General features: G+C 68.5%; 19 protein-coding genes. 14 read left to right on the top strand and 5 right to left on the bottom strand.

All coding sequences use genetic code 11. The features are described 5' to 3' along the window. Positions 1-69 precede the first annotated feature (69 nt). The 5 genes from wecB to WS54_RS19895 all read left to right on the top strand — a co-directional run bounded on the left by wecB (position 70) and on the right by WS54_RS19895 (position 7676). The gene (gene wecB, locus WS54_RS19875) at positions 70-1287 is read left to right on the top strand and encodes a non-hydrolyzing UDP-N-acetylglucosamine 2-epimerase (RefSeq protein ID WP_034206990.1); all 1218 of its coding nucleotides are present in this window, start codon (positions 70-72) and stop codon (positions 1285-1287) included. Between the two features lie 451 nt (positions 1288-1738). Beyond that, entirely contained in the window at positions 1739-2200 is a 462-nt protein-coding gene (locus tag WS54_RS19880) for a (2Fe-2S)-binding protein (RefSeq protein ID WP_034206991.1), read from the top strand. Beyond that, positions 2197-4521, top strand: a complete 2325-nt coding sequence (locus WS54_RS19885) for a xanthine dehydrogenase family protein molybdopterin-binding subunit (protein WP_059782682.1) — start codon at positions 2197-2199, stop codon at positions 4519-4521. Before WS54_RS19880 ends, WS54_RS19885 begins: the two co-directional genes overlap by 4 nt. Positions 4522-4723: 202 nt before the next feature. Continuing rightward, complete coding sequence (locus WS54_RS19890; RefSeq protein WP_059782684.1) at positions 4724-6553, top strand: acyl-CoA dehydrogenase; 1830 nt, start codon at positions 4724-4726, stop codon at positions 6551-6553. 142 nt (positions 6554-6695) lie between these two features. Beyond that, positions 6696-7676 (top strand): NADPH:quinone oxidoreductase family protein, encoded by a 981-nt coding sequence (locus WS54_RS19895; protein ID WP_059782687.1) that lies wholly within the window; start codon positions 6696-6698, stop codon positions 7674-7676. A gap of 159 nt (positions 7677-7835) precedes the next feature. Here WS54_RS19895 and WS54_RS19900 read toward each other — a convergent pair whose 3' ends face one another. Next, on the bottom strand, positions 7836-8417 hold the full coding sequence (locus WS54_RS19900) for a PadR family transcriptional regulator (RefSeq protein ID WP_179955222.1): 582 nt from the start codon (positions 8415-8417) through the stop codon (positions 7836-7838). Positions 8418-8567: 150 nt separating this feature from the next. Between WS54_RS19900 and WS54_RS19905 the strand changes: the two genes are divergently transcribed. From WS54_RS19905 to WS54_RS19935, 6 genes are all read left to right on the top strand, one after another. Further along, entirely contained in the window at positions 8568-10592 is a 2025-nt protein-coding gene (locus tag WS54_RS19905; protein WP_059782691.1) for an oxidoreductase, read from the top strand. Between the two features lie 47 nt (positions 10593-10639). Further along, complete coding sequence (locus WS54_RS19910; RefSeq protein ID WP_059782770.1) at positions 10640-11080, top strand: nuclear transport factor 2 family protein; 441 nt, start codon at positions 10640-10642, stop codon at positions 11078-11080. Between the two features lie 609 nt (positions 11081-11689). Further along, positions 11690-13780 carry a TonB-dependent receptor gene (locus tag WS54_RS19920; RefSeq protein WP_059782775.1) on the top strand — a complete coding sequence of 697 codons (2091 nt, stop codon included), beginning with the start codon at positions 11690-11692 and terminating at the stop codon, positions 13778-13780. Positions 13781-13791: 11 nt separating this feature from the next. Then, the gene (locus tag WS54_RS19925; RefSeq protein ID WP_059782772.1) at positions 13792-14577 is read left to right on the top strand and encodes an ABC transporter ATP-binding protein; all 786 of its coding nucleotides are present in this window, start codon (positions 13792-13794) and stop codon (positions 14575-14577) included. Continuing rightward, positions 14574-15566, top strand: coding sequence for an ABC transporter substrate-binding protein (locus WS54_RS19930; RefSeq protein WP_059782693.1), 993 nt, complete (start codon positions 14574-14576; stop codon positions 15564-15566). The genes WS54_RS19925 and WS54_RS19930 overlap by 4 nt, the downstream gene beginning before the upstream one ends. Beyond that, complete coding sequence (locus tag WS54_RS19935; RefSeq protein ID WP_059782696.1) at positions 15563-16603, top strand: FecCD family ABC transporter permease; 1041 nt, start codon at positions 15563-15565, stop codon at positions 16601-16603. The genes WS54_RS19930 and WS54_RS19935 overlap by 4 nt, the downstream gene beginning before the upstream one ends. 47 nt (positions 16604-16650) lie before the next feature. Here the strand turns inward: WS54_RS19935 and WS54_RS19940 are convergent, their stop codons facing one another. Both WS54_RS19940 and WS54_RS19945 read right to left on the bottom strand, forming a co-directional pair. Next, positions 16651-18024 (bottom strand): ATP-binding protein, encoded by a 1374-nt coding sequence (locus tag WS54_RS19940; protein WP_059782697.1) that lies wholly within the window; start codon positions 18022-18024, stop codon positions 16651-16653. Continuing rightward, positions 18025-18750 carry a response regulator gene (locus tag WS54_RS19945; RefSeq protein ID WP_034207003.1) on the bottom strand — a complete coding sequence of 242 codons (726 nt, stop codon included), beginning with the start codon at positions 18748-18750 and terminating at the stop codon, positions 18025-18027. Positions 18751-18993: 243 nt separating this feature from the next. Here WS54_RS19945 and WS54_RS19950 point away from each other — a divergent pair, with 243 nt between their 5' ends. The 3 genes from WS54_RS19950 to WS54_RS19960 all read left to right on the top strand — a co-directional run bounded on the left by WS54_RS19950 (position 18994) and on the right by WS54_RS19960 (position 20922). Continuing rightward, positions 18994-19740, top strand: coding sequence for a MipA/OmpV family protein (locus tag WS54_RS19950; protein ID WP_034207004.1), 747 nt, complete (start codon positions 18994-18996; stop codon positions 19738-19740). 280 nt (positions 19741-20020) lie between these two features. Continuing rightward, the gene (locus tag WS54_RS19955; protein WP_059782777.1) at positions 20021-20356 is read left to right on the top strand and encodes a hypothetical protein; all 336 of its coding nucleotides are present in this window, start codon (positions 20021-20023) and stop codon (positions 20354-20356) included. Positions 20357-20385: 29 nt separating this feature from the next. Next, the gene (locus tag WS54_RS19960) at positions 20386-20922 is read left to right on the top strand and encodes a hypothetical protein (protein ID WP_236872809.1); all 537 of its coding nucleotides are present in this window, start codon (positions 20386-20388) and stop codon (positions 20920-20922) included. A gap of 31 nt (positions 20923-20953) precedes the next feature. Here the strand turns inward: WS54_RS19960 and WS54_RS19965 are convergent, their stop codons facing one another. Both WS54_RS19965 and WS54_RS19970 read right to left on the bottom strand, forming a co-directional pair. Then, the gene (locus WS54_RS19965; protein WP_059782698.1) at positions 20954-22177 is read right to left on the bottom strand and encodes a lytic transglycosylase domain-containing protein; all 1224 of its coding nucleotides are present in this window, start codon (positions 22175-22177) and stop codon (positions 20954-20956) included. A 421-nt stretch (positions 22178-22598) separates the two neighbouring features. After that, on the bottom strand, positions 22599-23759 hold the full coding sequence (locus WS54_RS19970) for a porin (protein WP_059782779.1): 1161 nt from the start codon (positions 23757-23759) through the stop codon (positions 22599-22601). Between the last annotated feature and the right edge of the window lie 273 nt (positions 23760-24032).

A 24032-nucleotide genomic window follows, 5' to 3' on the forward strand; every position in this document is an offset into this window, starting at 1 on the left:
CCGCCCGAATACATGCTTCGCGCCGTGTGCTGGATCGCCGGGCACGAAGCGGCTAAAACGAGGATAACGATGAAGAAGATCTTGCTTGTGTTCGGGACTCGGCCGGAGGCCATCAAGATGGCACCGCTGGTGCGTGCGCTGAAGGTGCAAGCGGACGTCGACGCCCGGGTATGCGTGACCGCGCAGCATCGGGAAATGCTCGACCAGGTGCTGACGCTGTTCGACATCAAGCCCGACTACGATCTCAACCTGATGCGGCAAGGCCAGACGCTGACCGACGTGACGACCGGCATTCTTCAGGCGATCGGCATCGTCTTCGACGAATTTCGGCCGGACGTCGTGCTGGTACACGGCGACACGACGACCACGCTCGCGGTGAGCCTGGCGGCGTTCTATCGCTATCTGCCGGTCGGTCACGTGGAGGCCGGCTTGCGCAGCGGCGACATCTGGTCGCCGTGGCCGGAGGAGCTGAATCGCCGCGTGACCGATGCGGTGTCGTCGTGGCATTTCGCGCCGACCGGGCTGGCGCGCGACAACCTGCTGAGCGAAGGCGTACCGGGCGGCGCGGTGTCGCTGACCGGCAATACCGTGATCGATGCGTTGCACGAGGTCAAGCGCATGCTCGATCGCACCGCCGCGCTGTCGGACAGGATCGCCGCGTACTTCCCGTTTCTCGAACCGTCGCGGCGCGTCGTGCTGGTCACCGGCCACCGCCGGGAAAGTTTCGGCGAACCGTTCCGGCATTTCTGCGATGCGCTGTGCACGCTGGCGGGCCGCTATCGCGATGCGCAGTTCGTCTATCCGCTGCATCCGAACCCGAACGTGCGGGAGCCGGCGCGCGCGCGGCTCGGCGATATTCCCAATATCTACCTGATCGAGCCACAAGAATATCTTTCGTTCGTATTCCTGATGTCGAGAGCGCATTTCATCATCACGGATTCGGGCGGCATTCAGGAAGAAGGGCCGGCGCTCGGCAAGCCGGTGCTCGTCACGCGCGAGACGACGGAGCGGCCCGAGGCGATTCAGGCCGGTACCGCGCGGCTCGTCGGCACCGATCGGGACAGGATCGTCTGGGAGGCGTCGCGGCTGTTCGATAGCGAGAGCGCATACGAGGAAATGTCGCGTGCGAGCAATCCATACGGCGACGGCCATGCGAGCGAGCGGATCGTTCATGCGCTGATGCGTACGCCCGGGGCGCCCACGAAGACGACGAGTTTCTCGATGGGCGCCACGGAGATGCCGTTCAACGCGCTCACGCTCGGGCTGCAGGCGTTGCGGTCGCCGTGACGCGGAGCGCGCGGTAGCCCGCTCCGGCGCGTTCGGCGTGAACGTCGGGCATCCGGTCCGGCCGCAAGGTCGGGCGATGCTCGCACGTGACGACCCGAAGCGCATTTCCCCGACGCATTCAAAGTCATGCCACCGACACGTCCCGTTCCGGGGCGTGCTTTCTCCCCGTTTGCCCGAAACGCCCGAATCGCGCCGATCCGACGCCGAATCCGAAATGGTTCGATAATGCGGACGGCGATCCATGCGGACGAACGGCTGACCGGAGCGAGATTGAAAGGTTGCGCAGGCAACCGGCCGACAGCGGCGTTCGCGGCATCTGCCCGACCGTGCCTGCACGCGACACGGTCGACGAAACGGCGCCACGCCTGCCTGATCGTCCGGAACGTGAGCCGCGCCGTTCGAATCCCCACCCGATGCCTGCCCGGCGGGCGTCGCAACCAGGAGGTGAACGATGATCACGCTGACCGTCAACGGTAGCGAGCAGCACTTCGACGGCAATCCCGACATGCCGTTGCTCTGGTATCTGCGCGATGTGCTCGGCCACACCGGCACCAAGTTCGGCTGCGGGATGGCGCTGTGCGGTGCGTGCACCGTGCATCTCGACGGCGTGGCGATCCGGTCGTGCATCACGCCGGTCGCGGCGGCGTCGGGCAAGCGCGTGACGACGATCGAGGGGCTGTCGACGGACCTCACGCATCCGCTGCAGCAGGCGTGGCAGGAGTTGAACGTCGCGCAATGCGGCTACTGCCAGTCCGGGCAGATCATGCAGGCCGCGTCGCTGCTGAAGACGAATCCTCATCCGACCGACGCCGACATCGACGACGCGATGTCCGGCAACATCTGCCGCTGCGGCACCTATACGCGCATTCGCGCGGCGATCAGGCTTGCCGTGCGCCGAGGGGGTGATGCATGAGCGCGCCCGAACTCTCCGTCCGCAACGAAAGCCGTCGCGCGCTGCTGCTCGGTTTCGCGTCCGGCGGGCTGTTGCTCGCGTTCGGCGTGCCGTCGCTCGCCCACGCGGCTGCCCCGGTGCAGCCACCCGTCAGCGCGAATCCGCAGTATGGCGGCGCGGGGATGCCGCACGGACTGCGCGACGATCCGAACCTGTTCGTTGCGATCGCAACGGACGGCACCGTCACGGTGACCTGCATCCGCTCCGAGATGGGACAGGGCGTGCGCACGAGCGTCGCGCTCGTGGTGGCCGACGAGCTGGGCGCGGACTGGGCGCGCGTGAAGGTCGCGCAAGCGGTCGGCGACGAGCCGCGGTACGGCAACCAGAACACCGATGGATCGCGCAGCCTGCGCCAGAGCTTCGCCGCGCTGCGCCGTGCGGGCGCGGCCGCGCGCACGATGCTCGCGCAGGCGGCGGCTGCCGTGTGGGGCGTCGACGTGGGTCGGGTGAAGGTGACGGTGCACGAGGTCGTCGATACCGGGAGCGGGCGCAAGCTCGGCTTCGGCGAGCTGTCGGCGAAAGCGGCCGCGCTGCCGGTGCCGGATACGAAGACGCTCGCGTTGAAGGCGCCGGCCGAGTTCCGCTATATCGGCAAGGGCAAGACGGCGTTGATCGACGGACGCGACATCGTCGGCGGCCGTGCGCGGTACGGGATCGATACGCGGCTCGACGGCATGCTGTATGCGGTCGTCGCGCGACCGCCGGCCTACGGCGACACGGTCGGGTCGTTCGACGCATCGGCCGCCGAGAAGCTGCCGGGTGTCGTCAAGGTCGTGCAGCTGGCGTCGGCGCCGCTGCCGTCCGGTTTTCAGCCGCTCGGCGGGGTGGCCGTCATTGCGCGCGATACGTGGACGGCCATCCAGGCACGCGCGCAGTTGAAGATCGACTGGAAGCGCGGGCAGCATGCGGACTACGACTCGGCTGCGTATCGCAAGACGCTCGAAGCGGCCGCCGCGCAGCCGGGCGACGTGATCCGCGACGACGGCGACGCGGCCGCCGCGCTTGCCGGCGCCGCGAAACGCGTGCGTGCGACGTACTACGTTCCGCATCTCGCGCACGCGACGATGGAGCCGCCCGCGGCCGTCGCGCGGGTGGCCGACGGCCGCTGCGAAGTGTGGGCCTGCACGCAGGCGCCGCAGACCACGCGCGACGAGGTCGCGAAGGCGCTCGCGTTGCCGACCGAGCGCGTGACGGTCAACGTGACGCTGCTCGGCGGCGGCTTCGGCCGCAAGTCGAAGCCCGATTACGTGGTGGAAGCCGCGCTGCTGTCGAAGGCGGTCGGCGCGCCCGTGAAGCTGACGTTCACGCGCGAGGACGACATCGCGCACGACTACTTTCACGCGGTGTCGCTCGAAGTGTTCGACGGCGGAATCGATGCGTCGGGCAAGGTGATCGCGTGGCGGCATCGCACGGTCGCGCCGTCGATCCAGTCGACGTTTCGCGCCGGCGTCGTGCACGAGCAGCCGGGCGAGCTCGCGCAAGGCATCGCGGATCTGCCGTTCGCGATTCCGAACGTGCGGATCGAGAATCCGGCCGCGGAAGCGCACACGCGGATCGGCTGGTTCCGCTCGGTGTACAACATCCCGCATGCGTTCGGCATCCAGAGTTTCGTGTCGGAGCTCGCGCATGCCGCCGGTCGCGATCCGAAGGATTTCCTGCTCGAACTGATCGGGCCTGCGCGGCGTTTCGAGCCGCACATCACGGTGAAGAACGTGAACTATGGCGAGGATCCCGCGCTGTATCCGGTCGATACCGGGCGCCTGCGGCGCGTGGTCGAGACGGTCGCGCGCGAAGCCGGGTGGGGGCGCAAGCTCCCGAAGGGGCACGGGCTCGGGATCGCCGCGCATCGCAGCTTCGTGTCGTATACGGCCGTGGTGTGCGAGGTGCAGGTCGGTGCGGACGGCAGGATTTCGGTGCCGCGCGTCGACATCGCGATCGACTGCGGGCCGCAGGTCAATCCTGAACGGGTACGCTCGCAGCTCGAGGGCGCCGTCGTGATGGGGCTCGGCATCGCGCTGCACGGCGAGATCACGTTCAAGGACGGCCGTCCGGAGCAGAGCAACTTCAACGGCTTCCAGGTGCTGAGAATGAACGAGGCGCCGCGCGACATCCGCGTGCATCTCGTCGCGCCGGACGATTTCGCGACGCCGCTCGGCGGGGTCGGCGAGCCGGGCCTGCCGCCCGTTGCGCCGGCGCTGACCAACGCGATCTTCGCGGCGACCGGCACGCGCATCCGCAGCCTGCCGATTGCCGATCAGCTCGCGAAACCGCAGGCGGGTTGACGCGGTAACCGTCCCGCGCCGGGCCGCATCGTGCGGCCCGGCCCCCTCTCGACGCCCTGAACACCGGACCCATGATTCGTGTGAACCGGCCCTGACGCACGGCGTTGTCGTTTGCGAACGACCGTGCTAAATTCCTGCCAGCACTTGCAGTCACGCAACCCTACATTCGGCTGACATGGCCGGTAGCCCGGGAGGCAGCACGATGAGTCTGTTGATGTCGCGACGCGATCTCGCGTTCCTGCTGTATGACTGGCTCGACGCCGAGGCGCTCGCCGCGCTGCCGCGCTACGCGGAGCACGGTCGCGAGACTTTCGATGCGGTGCTCGACACCAGCGAGCGGATTGCCGAAGACCTGTTCGCACCGCACGCGGCGCGCGGCGACCGCGAGGAGCCGCGGTTCGACGGCGACCGCGTGACGCTGATCCCGGAGGTCGAACCGGCCGTGCGCGCGTTCGCGGACGCCGGGCTGATCGCCGCGGGTCACGACGAAGCGCTCGGCGGCATGCGCTTGCCGAAACTGGTCGAAGCCGCGTCGTTCCTGTTCTTTCAGGCCGCGAACATCGCGACGGCCGCGTATCCGTTCCTGACCGTCGCCAATGCGAACCTGCTCGTCGCGCACGGCAGCGCCGCGCAGATCGACGCGTTCGCCCGCCCGGAGCTGGAAGGGCGTTTCCTCGGCACGATGTGTCTATCCGAACCGCAAGCCGGTTCGTCGCTGTCCGACATTGCGACGCGCGCCGATTTCGAATGCGATTCGCCGCTCGGCGCACGCTACCGGCTGACCGGCAACAAGATGTGGATTTCCGGCGGCGAGCACGAGCTGGCGGAGAACATCGTCCACCTCGTGCTCGCGAAGATTCCCGACGAACACGGCCGGCTGCCGCCCGGCACGCGCGGCATCTCGCTGTTCATCGTGCCGAAGTTCCTGACCGGCGCCGATGCCGACGCGAACGGCGAGCACAACGACGTCGTGCTCGCGGGGCTGAACCACAAGATGGGCTATCGCGGCACGACCAATTGCCTGCTGAATTTCGGCGAAGGGACGCGTTATCGGCCGCAAGGGCGTGCGGGCGCGATCGGCTACCTGGTCGGCCAGCCGAATCAAGGTCTGGCGTACATGTTCCACATGATGAACGAAGCGCGCATCGGGGTCGGCGCGGGCGCGGTGGCGCTCGGCTATACCGGTTATCTGCACGCGCTCGACTACGCGCGCAACCGTCCGCAAGGGCGCCCGCTCGGGCCTCGCGGCAAGGATGCGGCCGCGCCGCAGACGCCGATCGTCGACCATCCGGACGTGCGGCGCATGCTGCTCGCGCAAAAGGCTTACGTCGAAGGCGGTCTCGCGCTGATCCTGTATTGCGCGAGGCAGGTCGACGAAGCGCGCGCGCACGACGATGCGGCGGTGCGCGCCGATGCCGCGCGCCTGCTCGACATCCTGACGCCGATCGCGAAGAGCTGGCCGTCGCAGTGGTGTCTTGCCGCGAACGATCTCGCGATCCAGGTGCACGGCGGGTACGGCTACACGCGCGACTACGCGGTCGAACGGCTCTATCGCGACAATCGTCTGAATCCGATTCACGAAGGCACGCACGGGATCCAGGCGCTCGACCTGCTGGGCCGCAAGGTGAGTCAGGACGACGGCGCGTCGCTGCACGCGCTCGATGTGCGGATCGGCGCGACCGTCGAGCGCGCGCGAGCGCTGGCTGCCGGCACGCGCGAGCAGGCCGATGCATTGGTCCGGCGTTGGACGAGACTATGCGACGTGACGCGCCAGTTGAGCGCGATCGGCGATCCGCAGACGCGGCTGGCGAACGCGAGCGTCTATCTCGAAGCGTTCGGCCATCTCGTCGTCGCATGGCTTTGGCTCGACGTGACGCTCGCCGCGCACGGACACGACGGCGATTTCCACGACGGCAAGCGTGCGGCGGCCCGTTACTTTTTCCGCTGGGAACTGCCGAAGGTGGATGCGCAGCTCGACCTGCTGTCGAGCGTCGACACGACGACGCTCGACATGCGCGACGCGTGGTTCTGAACGTGGTTTCAACGATATTCCGGAATACCGACGATCTTGCCGATGCCGATGGCCATCGCATGCGCGTCGTGAACCGGCCGCGCGGGGGTATCCCACCCACCGCACCGATGCGCGGCTACGCCGCGCAAGGAGACAGAAGCGCATGAAAGCCCTGTTGTGTACCGCATTCGGCCCGATCGATCGCTTGCGCATCGAGGACGTCGCGATTCCCGAACCGGCTGCCGGGCAGGTCCGGATCCGGGTGAAGGCGGCATCGCTCAATTTTCCCGACGCGCTGATCGTCCAGGGGCTGTATCAGGTGAAACCGGCGCTGCCGTTTTCGCCGGGCGCCGAGTTTGCCGGCGTGATCGACGCGGTCGGCGAGGGCGTCACCGCGTGGCGACCCGGCGATTCGGTGATGGCGTTTACCGGACACGGCGGGTTCGCGGAGCAGTGCGTGGCCGATGCGCACCAGCTCGCCGCGCTGCCGCCGGGCATGACGTTCGAGCAGGGCGCGGCGCTCGTGCTCGCCTACGGTACGTCGCTGCACGCATTGCAGCAGCGCGCGCGCCTGCAGGCGGGCGAGACGCTGCTCGTGCTGGGCGCGGCCGGCGGCGTCGGGATCGCCGCGATCGAGATCGCGAAAGCGCTCGGCGCACGCGTGATCGCGGCCGCGTCGAGCGCGGACAAACTCGCGCTGTGCCGCGAAGCGGGCGCCGACGAGACGATCGACTATGCGACCGAGGACCTGCGCCGCCGCGTCGACGAGCTGACCGGCGGGCGCGGCGCCGACGTCGTCTACGATCCGGTGGGCGGCGCGAGCAGCGAAGCGGCGCTGCGCGCGACCGCGTGGCGCGGCCGGTTCCTCGTGGTCGGCTTCGCGGCCGGCGAGATCCCGAAGATCGCGCTGAACCTCGCGCTGCTGAAGGAGCGCGACATTCTCGGCGTGTTCTGGGGCGATGCGGTGCGGCGCGATCCGGCGCAGCATGCCGCGAACATGCGGCTGCTCGCCGAATGGTTCGCGGCCGGCAAGGTGCGGCCCGCGATCACCGAGCGCGTGTCGCTGGCCGGCGCGGCCGACGCGATCGCGCGGATGGCGAACCGGCAGGTGAAGGGCAAGGTGGTGATTTTCCCGGACGCGTGATCCGGTTTCGCCGCGCGGCGATTCAACGCGGGCCGTGCGGCGGGTGTTTCACGAAAGCGGGCGCGGTGCGACCCGCGGTGAAGGCGTCGTGACCCGGCAGTCGGGCGCACGATGCCGCGCGGTGCCGAAACGAATGCCGCCCGTCCTTCGCCGGTGCCTTCAATCCTTCGGCAGGCGCAGCGTGTCGAGCGCATGCTGCGAAAACTCGACCCAGAACCGCTCGTTCGCGATGCCGGCCTGCAGCACCAGATGCTGCAGGCGCTTCGTGCGTGAAGCGCCGGCGGTCGAATCGTCGGCCGCCGGACCGCCGGCCGCCGGATCGCCGGCCGCCGAGAAATCACGCGCCTCGATCTGCAGATACACGTCCAGCTTTTCCTGATGAAGCGCGATGCGCCGCCGGATCTCATTCTCGAGGCCGGCCGGCCCGAGCACGGCTTCCGCGCGCAGGCGCACCATCAGCGCCTCGCGCAGCGGCGTCGGATCTTCCGGTTCGACGATCCAGCGCCGCAATTCCTTCTTGCCGGCCGGCAGGATCCGGTACGCGCGCTTGCGGCCGCGGCCGGACTCGGCAGGCAGCGATTCGATCCAGCCCATTTCCTCGAGGCGCCCGAGTTCGCGATAGATCTGCTGGTGCGTCGCCTGCCAGAAATAGCCGATCGAGCGATCGAAACGGTCGGCGAGCTCGGACCCCGAACCGGGGCGTTCGGCGAGGGCGGTGAGAAGCGCGTGAGGCAGGGACATGTCGGATCGAAGGAGGCTGCGCAATGAACCGCATCTTGCCATATCGGGGCTGCAGCACAAACGGCAACGCACGTTTATGCAACATGTTGCATAAACGGAATCGACGGGCTACCATCCGTGCAACTTGTTGCATAAAAATGGAGACGCCCGATGACATCCCGTTACCCGCATTTGACGACCCCGCTCGAGCTCGGTTTCACGTCGCTCAGGAATCGTGTGTTGATGGGGGCGATGCATGTCGGTCTCGAGGAAGCGCCGAACGGCTTCGAGCGGATGGCCGCGTTCTATGCGGAGCGGGCGCGAGGCGAGGCCGGCCTGATCGTCACGGGCGGCTTCGCGCCGAACGAGCGCGGCCGTCCGGCGCCGGGCGGCGCGGTGCTGACGACCGAAGCGCAAGCCGAACGCCATCGCGTCGTGACGCGCGCGGTGCATGCGGAAGGCGGCACGATCGCGTTGCAGATCCTGCATTTCGGCCGCTACGCGTATCATCCGGCGCTCGCGGCGCCGAGCGCACTGAAGGCGCCGATCAACCCGTTCACGCCGCATGCGTTGAGCAGTGACGAGGTCGACGAGACGATCGCCGATTTCGTGCGCTGCGCGGCGATCGCGCAGTACGCGGGCTACGACGGGGTCGAGATCATGGGATCCGAGGGCTACCTGATCAACGAATTCATCGCAGCACGCACGAACCATCGCGACGATGCGTGGGGCGGCGCGTACGACAACCGCATCCGCTTCGCGGTCGAGATCGTGCGGCGCGTACGCGAGCGCGTCGGCGCGAACTTCATCGTCATCTACCGGCTGTCGATGCTCGATCTCGTCGAAGGCGGCTCGACGCTCGACGAGGTGATCCGGCTCGCGCAGGCGATCGAGGCGGCCGGCGCGACGATCCTCAATACCGGCATCGGCTGGCACGAGGCGCGCATCCCGACCATCGCGGCCAAGGTGCCGCGCGCCGCCTACGCGTGGGTGACGCGGCAACTGATGGGCAAGGTCGGCATTCCGCTCGTCGCGACCAACCGGATCAATACGCCGGAAGTCGCCGAGCAACTGCTCGCCGACGGCTATTGCGACATGGTGTCGATGGCGCGGCCGTTCCTCGCCGATGCCGAATTCGTCCGCAAGGCACGGGAAGGGCGCGCGGACGAAATCAACACGTGCATCGGCTGCAACCAGGCGTGCCTCGACCATACGTTCAGCGGCAGGATCACGTCGTGCCTCGTGAATCCGCGTGCGTGCCATGAAACCGAGCTCGTGATCCGACCCGCGCCGCGGCCCAAGCGGATCGCGGTGGTCGGCGCCGGGCCGGCGGGCCTCGGCTTCGCGGTCACGGCGGCCGAACGCGGTCACGCGGTCACGCTGTACGAAGCCGGCGCCGAGATCGGCGGCCAGTTCAACCTCGCGAAGAAGGTGCCCGGCAAGGAGGAGTTCGACGAAACGCTGCGCTATTTCCGTCGGCAGATCGAACTGCGCGGCATCGCGCTGCACGTCGATACGCGTGCGACCGCCGAGATGCTGTTGCAGGGCGAATTCGACGAAGTGGTGATCGCGACGGGCATCGTGCCGCGCACGCCGCCGATCGACGGCGTCGAGCATCCGAAGACGCTCGGCTATCTCGACGTGCTGCGCGACGACAAGGCCGTCGGCCGCCGCGTCGCGATCGTCGGCGCGGGCGGCATCGGCTTCGACGTCGCCGAGTATCTCGTCCATCGCGACGGCGCCGAGCGGCCCGACGCAGACCGGTTCTTCGGCGAATGGGGCGTCGACAGGTCGTATGCGAATGCCGGCGGGCTTGCCCGCGCGCGGCCCGAGCCGGCGGCGCGGCACGTGCATCTGCTGCAACGCAAGGCGTCGAAGGTCGGCGACGGGCTCGGCAAGACCACCGGATGGATTCACCGCACGGCGCTGAAGGCGCGCGGCGTCGGGATGTCGTCGGCGGTCACGTACCGGCGCATCGACGACGACGGCTTGCACGTGACGATCGACGGCGTCGAGCAGACGCTGCCGGTGGACAACGTGGTGATCTGCGCGGGGCAGGAGCCGTCGCGCGAGCTGGCCGAGCAACTGCAGGCCGCCGGATGCCGCGTGCATCTGATCGGCGGCGCATGCGAGGCCGCCGAACTCGATGCGAAGCGTGCGATTCATCAGGGTACGACGCTGGCCGCGACCCTTTGATGCCGATTCGTTTTACGTTCCGTCCAACCTCGATGCTGGAGACTTCGATGACATCCTCCCCGCTGCATATTCATCCCGCCGTCGCGAAATCGCTCGAAACATGGCATGCGATGGTCGAGCGCAAGGATTTCGGCGCGCTCGAATCGATCGTCCATCCGGACGCCGTGTTCCGTTCGCCGATGGCGTTCAAGCCGTACGGGCCGGCGCCTGCGCTGCTGATGGCGCTGCGCACGGTGATCACGATCCTCGAGAACTTCACGTATCACCGCCAGTTCGCGACCGACGACGGCAAGAGCGTCGTGCTGGAGTTCGGCGCGACCGTCGGCGACAAGGCGTTGAGGGGAATCGACATGATCCGCTTCGACGACGACGGCCGGATCGTCGAGTTCGAGGTCATGATCCGGCCGTTCAATGCGCTGCAGGCGCTCGGCGCGGCAATGGGCGCGCGGCTCGGGCAGCAGTTGCCGGCGTTCAAGACCGGCGGCTGAGCGGCGCGGCGGTGGCCGCGCAGGCTTTCGAAGGCAGTCTTCACCGCGGTACGCGCTACGGTGCGTTCGTGATCGGTTGCGCCGGCAACTTTCTTCGTCACGCCGTGCCGGATCATGCGGCACCCTGCGCGCGATTCAGCACGAAGTCGTAGTCGAGCGTGTAGAACGGCGTGTCCATGTAACGAAGAACCGTTTCTGCAGCAGTTCGCGAACGATACGCAGGCCGAAGTGAAGCGCGGAGCACGCGGCTTTCGCGGGCAAACGGTCGCGATCGGTCCGCCGTTGCGCGACATAGGGGCCGGCGTCGAGCGCGGTCGTGTAGTACCCGCACGAGTACGCGATGCGCAACCGGCCGCAGGGCGACAACCCAAGCTGTCAAAATCCTGACGGATCAAGTTGATATATTATATCATCTGACGTTTTCGTCGCCGGCCGGCCGGGTTGTCCGGGTCGGCCGCGTGCGACGACAGCTACGAAGATCGATACGACGTGACGAGAATCGGACACACCGCGGCGCACGTGGAGCGGCGCCATGCCGCGACGCGCCGGCACACGGGCGCCTCGCGCGCACGCGCGGCACGCAGTTGCACGACCTTGCTGGGCTGCGCGATGGCCGCCACCGGCGCGTTGGCCGCCGAAGCCGCCGCAGTGGCGCCGGACGACCGGCATGCGCTGCCGGCGATCAGCGTCACCGCGTCGTCCGCGCCGTCCGACCCGCTGACGCAACCGCTCGAAACGGGCTCGCGGCTCGGGCTTGCCAGCCTCGACACGCCCGCAAGCGTCGAAACCGTCACGGCCGACACGATCGCAGCACGCGGCGATCGCACGGTGCTCGACGCGCTCACGCGCACGGCCGGCTTTTCGAGCGCGATCGCGCCGGGCACCGGCGGCACCGCGTCGAGCGTGCGCGGCTTCAGCGGGCAGGAGTCGGTGATGATGCTGCTCGACGGCGTCCGGTTGATGCCGGCGGCCGGCACGATCACGTTTCCGTTCGACACGTGGTCGGTCGCGCGCATCGAGGTGCTGCGCGGCCCGGCATCGGTACTGTACGGCGAAGGGGCGATCGGCGGTGTCGTCAACGTGGTGCCGAAGCGGCCGCAGCGCACGCGCGAGACGACGCTGCAGGCGGGCGTCGGCCCCGACGGCGCGAAGCGCTTCGCGTTCGATACGACGGGCGCGCTCGGCCCGCGGCTGTCGTACCGCTTCTACGCGAGCGATGCGCGCGCGAACGGTCTCGCCGAGCGGGCCGATACGCATACGACGGCCGTCGGCGGCGCGCTGACGCTCGACGTGAGCCCGCAGCTTGCGCTGACGCTCGACTACGACTACGGAAGGCAGATGCCCGCGACGTACTATGGCGTGCCGGCGCCGAACGGCGTGCTCGATCCGTCGCTGCGCAAGCTGAACTACACAGTCGGCGACGCGACGATTTCGTACTACGACCAGTGGACGCGCCTGTCGGCCCGCTACCGGCCGGCGCTCGGCGTGACGATCGACAACCAGCTTTACTATCTGACGTCCAACCGCCATTGGCGCAACGCCGAATCGTACGTGCTCGACCCGGCGTCCGGGCGCGTCACGCGTGGCGACTATCTCGACATCGGGCACCATCAGCGGCAGATCGGCGACCGGCTGAGCGCGCGCGTCGACGGGATGCTGTTCGGTCGCGCAAACCGCTTCGTCGTCGGCACGGAATTCAGCCAGATCACGTTCAGCGGTACCAACAATTCACCGTATGGCGGCGAAACGACCGTGCCGGCGCACGGCTTCGATCCCGGCGTCTTCACGAGCCCCGACCCGACCGTGCCGCAGTTCAGCACGCGCGCGCGGCAGGCGGCGGTATTCGCGGAGAACCGGCTCGAAGTGCTGCCGCGGCTCGCGTGGGTGAGCGGCCTGCGCTACGACCACATCGCGTTCAGCCGCGAACAGGCGGCAACCGGCGCGGGCTTCGACAAGCGGTTCGCGAACGTCGGCTGGCGTACCGGTTTCGTGTTCGACATCGCGCCGACGTTCAGCGCGTATGCGCAGTACACGACGGGTGCGGAGGGCGTCGGCTCGCTCGTGACGCTGTCCGCTTCGCAGATGCATTACCGGCTCGCGACCGGCGAGCAGTGGGAAGCCGGGCTCAAGCAGACGCTGCTCGACGGTCGCGCGTACTGGACGGTCGCGGTGTACGACATCACGAAGCGCAATCTGCTCAGCACCGATCCGTTCAATCCGGCGCTGCGCCAGCAGGTCGGCCGGCAGTCGTCGCGCGGCGTCGAGCTGACCGGCGGCGCGCGGCTGCCGCACGGCTGGACGATCGATGCGAACGTCGCGCTGCTGCATGCGCGCTACGACGCATTCAACCAGACCGTCGGCGGCGCGACGGTGTCGCGGGCCGGCAACGTGCCGTCCGGCGTGCCGCAGCAGACCGCGAACCTGTGGCTCGGCTGGGCGTTCGCCGAGCGCTGGCACGCGAATGCGGGCGTGCGTTACGTCGGTCCGACCTACGGCGACGACGCGAATCGCGTGCAGGTGCCGTCGTACACCGTGTTCGATGCGTCGCTGCGCTGGCAGCCGACGTCGCGCACCGAGCTCACGCTGTATCTGCGCAATCTCGCGAACCGCACGTACGCGGTGACGACGTCGAATGGCGGCGAGCAATGGCTGCTCGGTCCGTCGCGCTCGGCGGAGCTCGTCGCGACGATGCGCTTCTGAAGCGGCACGACATGCGCCCCGTCACTCACATGCTCGACATCGAACGCGTGCGCTGGTCTCCCGGCGGCGCGGTCGACGTGCTCGATTCGGTGACGCTGACGGTTGCCGAAGGCGAGTTCGTCGGGCTGGTCGGCCCGAACGGCAGCGGCAAGACGAGCCTGCTGCGCTGCGTGTTCCGCTACGCGCGGCCCGACGCGGGCCGCGTCGCGCTCGACGCGCAGGACGTGTGGCGCATGCGGCCGCGTGCGCTCGCGCAGCGCATCGCGGTGCTGCAGCAGGAAACGCCGGACGATTTCGGACTGACGGTCGACGAACTGGTCGGCATGGGCCGCACGCCGCACAAGCGGCCGTTCGATGCGGAGTCGGCCGACGATCGGCGGATCGTCGAAGCGTCGCTGCACGATGTCGGTCTCGTCGAGCGTCGCGCACAGCGTTTCTCGTCGCTGTCGGGCGGCGAGAAGCAGCGCGCGCTGCTGGCCCGCGCGCTCGCGCAGCAGCCCGACCTGCTGTTGCTCGACGAGCCGACCAACCATCTCGACCTGCGTCACCAGCTCGAACTGCTCGCGCGCGTGCGCCGCCTCGGCATCGCGACGCTCGCGACGATTCACGACCTCAATCTCGCGGCCGCGTATTGCGACCGGCTCCATGTACTCGCGCACGGCCGCGTCGTCGCGTCCGGCGTGCCGGACGAGGTGTTGACCGCAGCGCTGCTGCGCGACGTGTTCGGCGTCGCCGCGCTCGTCGATCGCCATCCCGTCACGGGCCGCCCGCGCATCACGCCGCTTCACCCGGAATGACCGCCATGCCGTTTCCTGTTCCGTCCTTCGTCTCCCGCCGGTTCGTCGCCGCTGCCGTGCTCGGCTGCGCGGCCGTTCACGCGGCGGCCTATCCCGTCACCGTACGCAGTTGCGATCGCGACGTGACGTTCGAGCGCGCGCCGACGCGCGCGGTGAGCAACGACGTGAACCTCACCGAGATGATGCTCGTGCTCGGCCTGAAGGACCGGCTCGTCGGCTATACGGGCATCGGCGGCTGGAAGACGGGCACCGCGCGCGTGCGCGACGCATTGCGCGGCGTGCCCGAACTGGCGAGCCAGTATCCGTCGCTGGAAGTGCTGGCCGCCGCGCGTGCCGATTTCTATCTCGCGGGCTGGAACTACGGAATGCATGTCGGCGGGGCGGTGACGCCGGCGACGCTCGCGCCGTTCGGCATCCGCACGTACGAACTGACCGAATCGTGTTCGCACGTGATGAAGCAGTCGGCCGCATCGTTCGACGACGTGTTCCGCGACCTGAACAATCTCGGCCGGATCTTCGGCGTCGAGGCGCGCGCCGCGCAAGTCGTCGCCGCGATGCGCGCGCGGCTCGCGGCGGTGTCGCGCACGATCGGTCGCCCGGCGCCGCTGCGCGTGTTCGTTTACGACAGCGGCACCGACAAGCCGATGACGGCGGGCGGGCTCGCGATGCCGACCGCGTTGCTCGCGGCGGCGGGCGCGCGCAACGTGATGGCCGACGTGCCGCGCAGCTGGACGCAGGTGAGTTGGGAAAGCGTGGTCGCGCGCGACCCGCAGGTGATCGTGATCGTCGACTATTCGGCGATCACGGCCGCGCAGAAGCAGCAGTTCCTGACGAGCCAGCCGGCGCTCGCACGCGTGGCCGCGATTCGCGACCGGCGTTTCGTCGTGATTCCGTACGATGCCGCGACGCCGGGCCCCGAGAACGTCGCGGCCGTCGAGACGCTCGCCCGCGCGCTGTATCCGGCCGCATTTGCCGGAGCGGCACGGTGAGCGTGCGCGGGCAGGCGGCGCGGCCCGGCATGCGGGTGGTGCTGCCGGGGCTGGCCGTACTGCTGATCGTGTCGATCGTCGTGTCGGCCGCGTTCGGCCCCGCGCCGATCGCGATGCCGGCCGCGGTGCGGATCGTCGCCGCGCACGTCGCGTCGGCGTTCGGCGGCGCCGACGCGTTCGCGGCGGGCGCGGGCGACGACAGCATCGTCTGGCTGATCCGGATGCCGCGTGCGCTGCTGGCCGCGATCGTCGGCGCGACGCTGGCGGCGGTCGGCGTCGCGTTGCAGGCGGCGACCGCGAACCGCCTGGCCGATCCGCACCTGCTCGGCGTGAGCGCGGGCGCGATGCTCGGCGCGATCGCGGTCACGGTGGTGGCCGGCGCGGCGTTCGGCCCGTTCACGCTGTCGGCCGCCGCTTTCGCGGGCGCGCTCGGGGCCACCGCCTGCGTGGTCGCGCTCGCTTACCGGGGCGGCCGGCTCGAATCGGACCGGCTGCTGCTCGCGGGCGTATCGGTGTCGTTCATGATGGCCGCGTTCGGCAACCTGCTGCTGTACCTCGGCGATCAACGGGCCGCGTCGTCGGTGCTGTTCTGGATGCTCGGCGGGGTCGGGCTCGCGCGCTGGGACTTGCTGCCGGTGCCGGCCGTGTGCGCGGTGCTCGCCGGCGGCGCGCTCCATGCGCGTCGGCGCGAACTGAACGCGCTGATGTCGGGCGATGTCGCCGCCGCGTCGCTCGGCGTGCCGAGCGCCAGGATGCGGCGCGAAGTGTTCGTCGTCGCGTCGTTCGCGACGGGCGCGATGGTCGCGGTGAGCGGCGCGATCGGCTTCGTCGGGCTCGTGACGCCGCATCTGTGCCGTCGCGTCGTCGGGGCCGAGCACGGCCGGCTGCTGCCGGTCGCCGCGCTGGTCGGCGCGATCCTGCTCGTGTGGGCCGACGTCGCCGCGCGCACGCTCGCGGCGCCGGAAGATCTGCCGATCGGCATCGTGACCGCGCTGTTCGGCAGCCTGTTCTTCGTCGCGCTGCTGCGGCGGCGCTGAACGCGGGCGCTGTCAGGCGAGGGCGGGCCGAGTTCCGTGGTTCGTCTTCATCGAAACGGGATGACCGTGCCCGTGCCGTGGCGGCCGCGCCTATCGGCGTGCGGGTTCGCAACGTCGAACAGGCTGTCCGGCAGCGCCCGCACGGGCAACGTGATCACGAAGCGTGCGCCGCCGAGCGGCGAATCCTCGAGCCGCACGTCGCCGCCGTGCACCTGCGCGACGCGTCGCACGATCGCAAGCCCGAGCCCGAAGCCGCCGGTCTGCCGGTCGCGGCTCGAGTCGAGCCGCTGGAACGGTTCGAACACGCGGGCGCGCTCGGCGGCCGGGATGCCCGGCCCGTCGTCGTCGACGCTCAGCACGAGCGCACCGGACCGATCTCGCGTGGCGGCCAGCACGACCTTGCGCGACGCATAGCGGGCGCCGTTGCGGATCAGGTTCAGCAGGGCACGGGCGACGAGCTTCGGATCGCAGACGTGGGTCGCGGGCGCGTCGAGCGTCGACACGTCGAGCGCGATGCCGCGATCGGCGATGTCGTCTGCGACGTTGCCGGCGACGCTGTCGAGCAGCGCGTCGACGACGACCTCCATCGGCGCGAGTTCGCTCGCGCCCTGTTCGAGCCGGCCGATCGTCAGCAATTCGGTGACGAGCTCGTCGAGTTCGCGCACGTCGCGCCGCAGCGCGTCGCGGCGCTCGCGCATCCGGCCGGTTTCGTCGGGATCGGCGAGCAGCGCGAGCCCGAATTCGAGCCGGGCGAGCGGCGTTTTCAGTTCATGCGAGATGCCGTGCATCATTTCGCGCTGTTGCTTGATCGACGCCTCGATGCGCGCGGCCATGTCGTTGAACTGCTGCGACAGCTCGTAGATGTTCGACTTGCCCGACAGCTTCACGCGCGTCGACAGCATCCCGGCGCCGAATGCGCGCGCGGCGTCCTGCAGCCGGCGAATGTCGCGCCAGTGATGGTGAATCCACAGCACCACCGCGAACAGCGTCGCGAGCGCGAGCAGCATGTACGCATAGATGCGGATGTCGAGATCCGCCGCCTCGATGGGCCGCGCATGCAGCACCGAGCCGTCCGCGAGCGGCATGTAGTAGTCCTTGCCGTCGTAGCTGATCGCGATCCTGCCGGCATCGAGATCGCGCAGCGGCGCGCCGCTCAGTCGCGCACGCGCGTCGGCCATCGACATGAACCCGAACCCTTCGCGGCCGTGCAGCGCCAATTCGCGCAACGCGAGCTCGCGCTGCGCGCCCGGATGGCGCTCGAGGTAATCGTTCAGCACGAACGCGTAGGTCGTCAGCGAGTCGCGCTGCGCCTGCGCGACGCGCTCGTAGAAGATCCGGTCGAACGACAGCTGGATGAAGACGATCGACGCGCCGACGCACAGGATCACGACGAGGTACAACCGGAGCAACGGGCGCAGCATTTACTCGTCCCACGCAGAAGGGCTGAACAGGTAGCCGCGGCCCCAGATCGTCTTGATCTTGTGCGGCTCCGATGACGCATCCTCGAAGCGGCGGCGCAGCTTCGAGATGCCGGAATCGACCGAGCGGTCGAGCCCGTCGAATTCGATGCCGCGCAACTGCTTGAGGATGTCGTCGCGGCTCAGCACGGTGCCGGCCGCGCGCGCGAGGATCAGCAGCAGGTTGAATTCGGCGGTCTTCAACTCGACCGGCTCGCCGCGCCACGTGACGGTGCGGTTCGGCGGCGAGATCGTCAGTTCGCCGAATACGAGCGCGTCGGGCGCGACGGCGCTCGCTTCCGCCGCGGCCGGCTGCGCGCGGCGCAACAGCGCACGGGCGCGCGCGACGAGCACGCGCGGCTCGATCGGTTTCGTCACGTAGTCGTCGGCGCCGGTCTCGAGCCCGGCGACCTGGTCGTACACGTCCGCGCGCGCGGTCAGGATCAGCACGGGGACGTTGGTGAACGCGCGGATGCGCCGGCAGACTTCCATGCCGTCGAGATTCGGCAGCATCAGGTCGAGTATCACGAGGGCCGGCTGGTGCTCGCGCACCGCGGCGACGGCGAGGTCGCCGCGCCGCACGACCGTCACCGCGAATTCATAGCCGTCGAGGTATTCGCGGACGAGCTGCGCGAGGCGATCGTCGTCCTCGATCAGCAGCACACGGTATTTGAGCGGAACTTCGTTCATGGTCTCCTCAGGATGCACGCGCCATCTCGTTCCCGGCAGACCGATGCGCGGCGGCACGCGAATTCTATCCGGCGGACCGGCTGCCGGGGCAGCGGGGCGACAATCTCGAACAATCGAACACAATTGCGCACAGATTCTCCGCACATTCAGGACAGTCTCGGCGCAGGGCGGCCCCTAGACTGCGGGCTTCGTCACTCGGATCTCGATATTGTGCGCCCATCCCTTCGCCGCTACCGCTATTGCATGCCGCTCGCCGGCCTGACCCTCGCCGCCGCCGCCCACGCGGAAAACCAGTATTCGTTGTCGCTCGGCGGCGGATTCGCACCGCGCTATCAGGGCAGCAACCAGTATCGCGGCGTCGTCGCGCCGTCGTTTTCCGCCACGTTCGGCAACGGCTTCTTCGTCGACGGCACGCAGGGCGCCGGCTACCGGCTGAACCTGCCGCACGGTGCGTTCGTGTCGGCGGCGGTGAGCTACGACGCGGGCCGCGCGGACGAGAACCGCTTCGACCTGCCGGGCTCCGACTACCTGAAGGGGATGGGCCGGATTCCCGGCTCGGTGCTCGTCGGCGTGCGCGCCGGCGTGTCGCTCTTCGATGCGGCGGAACTGAGCATCACGGTCGATACGCCCGTGACTCACACGTCGCGCGGCGTGTCGGGGCACGTGGATCTCGCGGTGCCGGTACTCAAGACGTCGCAGCACGAGATCGTCGTGACGGGCACCGTGCACGCGGGCTCGGGACGCTACCTGCAGACCTTCTACGGCGTGACCGACGCGCAGTCGATGACGAGCCGGTTCCGGCCGTATTCGGTGAGCGGCGGGATCGACAGCGCGGCGATGGCGGTGGCGTGGAACTGGACGCTGTCGCGGCACTGGTCGGTGCTCGCGACCGGCGGCGTGACGCGCCTGCTCGGCCGCGCCGGCGACAGCCCGATCGTGCAGTCGCGCAACAACTACTACGGCATCGCGGGCGTGACGTACAAGTTCTGAGCGCATTGCCGACGCGGGCCGGTGCACGCCGGTGCGCCCGGTGCGTCGGCGTCGCGCCGTCGTTGCGAGTCGCGTGCGGTAACATGCGGGCGGGTTCGGCGTCAGGCCGGCCCTGCGACGCCGGTGCGCCGAGGCGGCTCGGCCGGGTCGCGAAAGGCCGCCGTTCGCCGACCGGCTCCATCAGGAAACGGCCGGCAGCGTGCGGAACCGATCACGCATGCGATGCCCGGTCGTGCGCGAATGCCGCCACGGACTGCCGGGCCGCGACAGGGAGAAACCGATGAAGAACACGATCGCGATGCTCGTTGCACTCGTTGCGAGCGCAACCGTTGCAGGATGTGCGGACATGGACACGAAGCACCCCAACGCCACCGCCGGCGGCGCGGCCAGACCCCCTCTGGAGCCGGGTGCCGCGCAGGTATGCAAGGCGAATGCCGCGCCGGACGATGCGCTGGTCGGCAAGACCGAGACCGATGCGACCGCGTTGCTCGACGGCTGCCTGTGGCGCGTGCTCGAGCGTGACGGGAAGTCGCTGCCGGGCACGATGGATTACCGGGAGGAGCGCCGCAATCTCGGCATTCGCGACGGGAAAGTGATCTGGGTGCGGCGCGGGTGAGGCGTTCGGCGTCAGTGTGGCGTGCTCCCGTGCGTGCCGTGACCCGACACGCGTTGCCCGGCGTCGCCGTGCATGCCGGGCCGCCGATGAGGATGAGGGCGCGGGCGCTCGCATGGGTGCTGACGGTGCCGTGCGTGCTTGCCGGATGCGGGCCGCACGACGGCGATGCATCGGCCGACGCGCGTACGGTGTGCATTACCGGATACAACGAGTACACCCGCAAGCTTCACGAATTCTGGCTCGACAACGAGCATCGGTCGGGATGCTTCGGCAATCCGTCGGCACGGGACGCGGGCGAGGCATTCGGCGGCGGTGGCGGGTTCGCGTGCGGCTGCAAGGTCACGCCGGGGCGGAAGGTGAAGCTGTACTGGGCATTCGCGCAGCCGCTGGACGAGATCGAGCGCGGCGTCCCGGCGGAGCACCAGACGATCGACGTGACGATTCCGCAGCCGGAATCGTCGACGTCGCGTTATCTGCGCGTGTATTTCCGGAAGAACGGCACGGCCGAACTGCAATGGGTGGACGACATGAACGCGCCCGAACTGCGGCCGACCGCGGATCGATGAGCGCGGCGACGGGCGTGCGATCGGACGCGCGTTACTTCGAGAGGTACCACAGCGCGTCCGCGCTGACGCGCGACGGCTGAGCGGCCGCGGCCGGGGCTTGAGCCGGCGCGGGCGGCGGCGTGTTCGACGTGATGGCCGTCGGCAGCGTGGCGGGAATATTCGCGGTCGAAGGCGAGGCCGCCGCCGTCCCCGACGTCGACGGCGTATTCACGTACCATAGCGCATCGGCCGAGGCGGTGCGTTTCGCCGTCGTATTGGGCGCCGCGTTCGCCGCCGTACTGGCCGACTTCTTCGATGCCGAGGCCGATGCGCCGGCGGTCGCCGTATTCGCCGTATTCGCCGTCCCGGCCTGCGCGGTCATGCCTGCGGCCGCCGCACCCCGCTGCGCGCGCGCTTCGAACGGCCCGAGCTGGAAGATCAACGTTTGCGCGGGACGCGTCAGAACGGCATACGGGAATTGCAGCTCCCACGACATCAGCACGCGTCCCGACGACGTTTCGGTGAAGATCGCCGGCACGTGCTTCATGTCGCTGAACTGCACGTAGATCCGCGCGCCGTCGTCGAACACCTGGGTCGGCTTGGCCTGATCGGCGCCGGTGACCGTCCATCCGAAGTTGTACGTACCGGCCGGGCCGGCGGGGCCGCCCTGCGTCGGCGGAGGCGGCGCGGCCGGCGAGATCGTACGGGCACGCGTGACGGGCGGCGCCGACACGCTCAGGCTCGCGAACGGGTTGTACGTCTGCACCTGTTGCGGCGGCGTGAAGGAGGGGGGAAGGATGGGCATGGGAGTATCCGGCGAATCCGGCATGGTCCGGATTGCATCATAGACCTTGCGCGCGTACGCGAGGCGCTTGTCGGGCGACGCGGAGTTGTACGCGCCGATCGCGTTCCAGTTGGGGCCGAGCTGGCGGATGTTCTGCGACAGGATCCACGCGCCGACGTACGCGTTCGTGCACGCATCGAACAGGCTTTCCCGCGTGATGCCTTCGCGCGCGAGCGTCGGCAGCCACGTGCTGTTGATCTGCATCAGCCCGATGTCGACCGTGCCGTTGGTATTCGTATTGACCGCGTTCGGATTCATCCCCGATTCGACCTGCGCGATGCCGCGCATCAGGCTGACGCTCACGTGCTGGAACGCGGCCGCGTCGTCTAGGCAATCGGCGCGCGCGACGCCGCAGAGCGCGCACGAGAGCGCGATCGTCGAGGCGATTGTCAGCGTGTCGCGGCTGAGCGGGCGAGTGATATGACGCGGCATGGCAGGATGGGGCGGAATCCGGCCGCCCGGTGCAAGGAAATTACGCAGACGCGAAGTGTGCCATAGCAAGCGGGCAAATGGCTCGCGTCAAACTTTCCTTTGCATTTGCGCGCGCATGCGCCGCGCATTTTTATCGCGCCGGATCACGGGTCGAGCCGATGGCCGGTCGGTAAAAATGGCCGGTATTTGCGCGCATGCGATTGCAACGGCAGCGATCATATCCTGACGTATTACGTCAGTTGCGCGATTAAACGGTGATGGCCTGAGCGAAAAGGGATAATCGCGTCGCCGCCGATGGCGGGCGAAAGCAAGCGACATGAAAACGGCGGCCGAAGCCGCCGTCTGCGCAATCCGAAGACGGGCGGCCACACCGCGTTGCGCGTTGCGCAACCACTGTAGCCGGCCGTCTCCGAGCATGCCGTCAGAAGCGGTGACGCAGGCCGAGGTTGACCATCGTCTGCGAGCTCGTGCCCGCATAACCGTACGATCCGATCGATGCCTGCGCGGCCATCGACCCGCCATTGCCGTCGCCGGTCTGGCCGCTCGCGTGCTGGTACGCGGCGGTCAGGTAGACGTCGGTGCGCTTCGACAGGCTGTAGTCGGCGCCGGCCGATACCTGGTGATAGGTCGCCGACGTGTCGCCGCCCGAGCGCGTGTAGCTGTAGCCGACGCCGACGAGCAGCGCATTCGTCGCCTGGTAGTTCACGAAACCTTGCCCCGTGTTGTAGTGCTCGTTCGAGCCGAATACCGAACTTGCGTCGCGGCGGTACTGCGCGTTGCTGTAGCCGAGGCCGAACGTGAACGGGCCGGCGACGTACTGGCCCGCGATGCGGGCGATGCCGAGCGAGTGCGCGCTGGCATAGCCGCTGTTGATCGGGCCGTCGAACGTGCCGTCCGACGAACTGGTCCAGCCGTTGCGCAAGCCGTTCGACGCGGGGCTGTTGGTCGCGTGGAAGTAGCCGCCCGCGACGCTGAACGGCCCGTTGTTGTACGACACGGCGGCCGAGTACGACTGCGCGGCGCCGGTGCTGCCGGCGATGCCGCCGAACGAATACATCGCCGAGAACTGCAGGCCCGCATAGACGGCCGACGTGTACTTCACCGCGTTGTCGACGCGGAAGCTGTTGTCGTAGTTGTCGACGTCGCCCGGCGTCGCGAACACGCTGCCGAGGTAGTTGTCGGCGGTGATGCCCTGCACGAGATCGACGAGCGGGTCGTACTGGCGGCCGAACGTGAGCGTGCCGTAGCGGTCGCTCGTCAGGCCGACGAACGCTTGCCGGCCGAAGAGGCGGCCGCCCTGGCCCTGCCGGCCGTTGCTCGGGTCGAAGCCGTTCTCCAACTGGAACAGTGTCTTCAGCCCGCCGCCGAGATCCTCGGTGCCTTTCACGCCCCAGCGGCTGCCGGCCAGATTGCCCGCGCTGCTGTTGCCGAGCATCCACGCGTTGTCCTTGCCTTGCGCATGGTTCACATAGGTGATCGACGTGTCGATCACGCCATACAGCGTGACGCTCGACTGCGCATGCGCGACGGGCATCGCCGCGAACGACGCGAGCGAAATCAGCGAGAGGGTCGTGCGTTTCATTTTCATCTCCTTGCGCATGGGTGTGGGTTCGTGATCCGGAATGGCAGGAGACTACAGAGCCGTAATAAAACGGCAAAAATGAAATTCTCCGTTGTGGCCTGATGCCGACAGGCGCATTCCCGGAAATTCATTTTTGAGGGATTTGGATTATTGAACACTATGCATCAATGGATTGCCGTTTCGCGATTTTTCCATTGCGTTTTGCGCGGGGCGTGATAATACGGCGCGATATTCGGGTGAATGCCCGCAATCGCAATATTGTTATCGATCCGT

It is taken from the genome of Burkholderia sp. NRF60-BP8, from assembly GCF_001522585.2.
Taxonomy (GTDB): Bacteria; Pseudomonadota; Gammaproteobacteria; order Burkholderiales; family Burkholderiaceae; genus Burkholderia.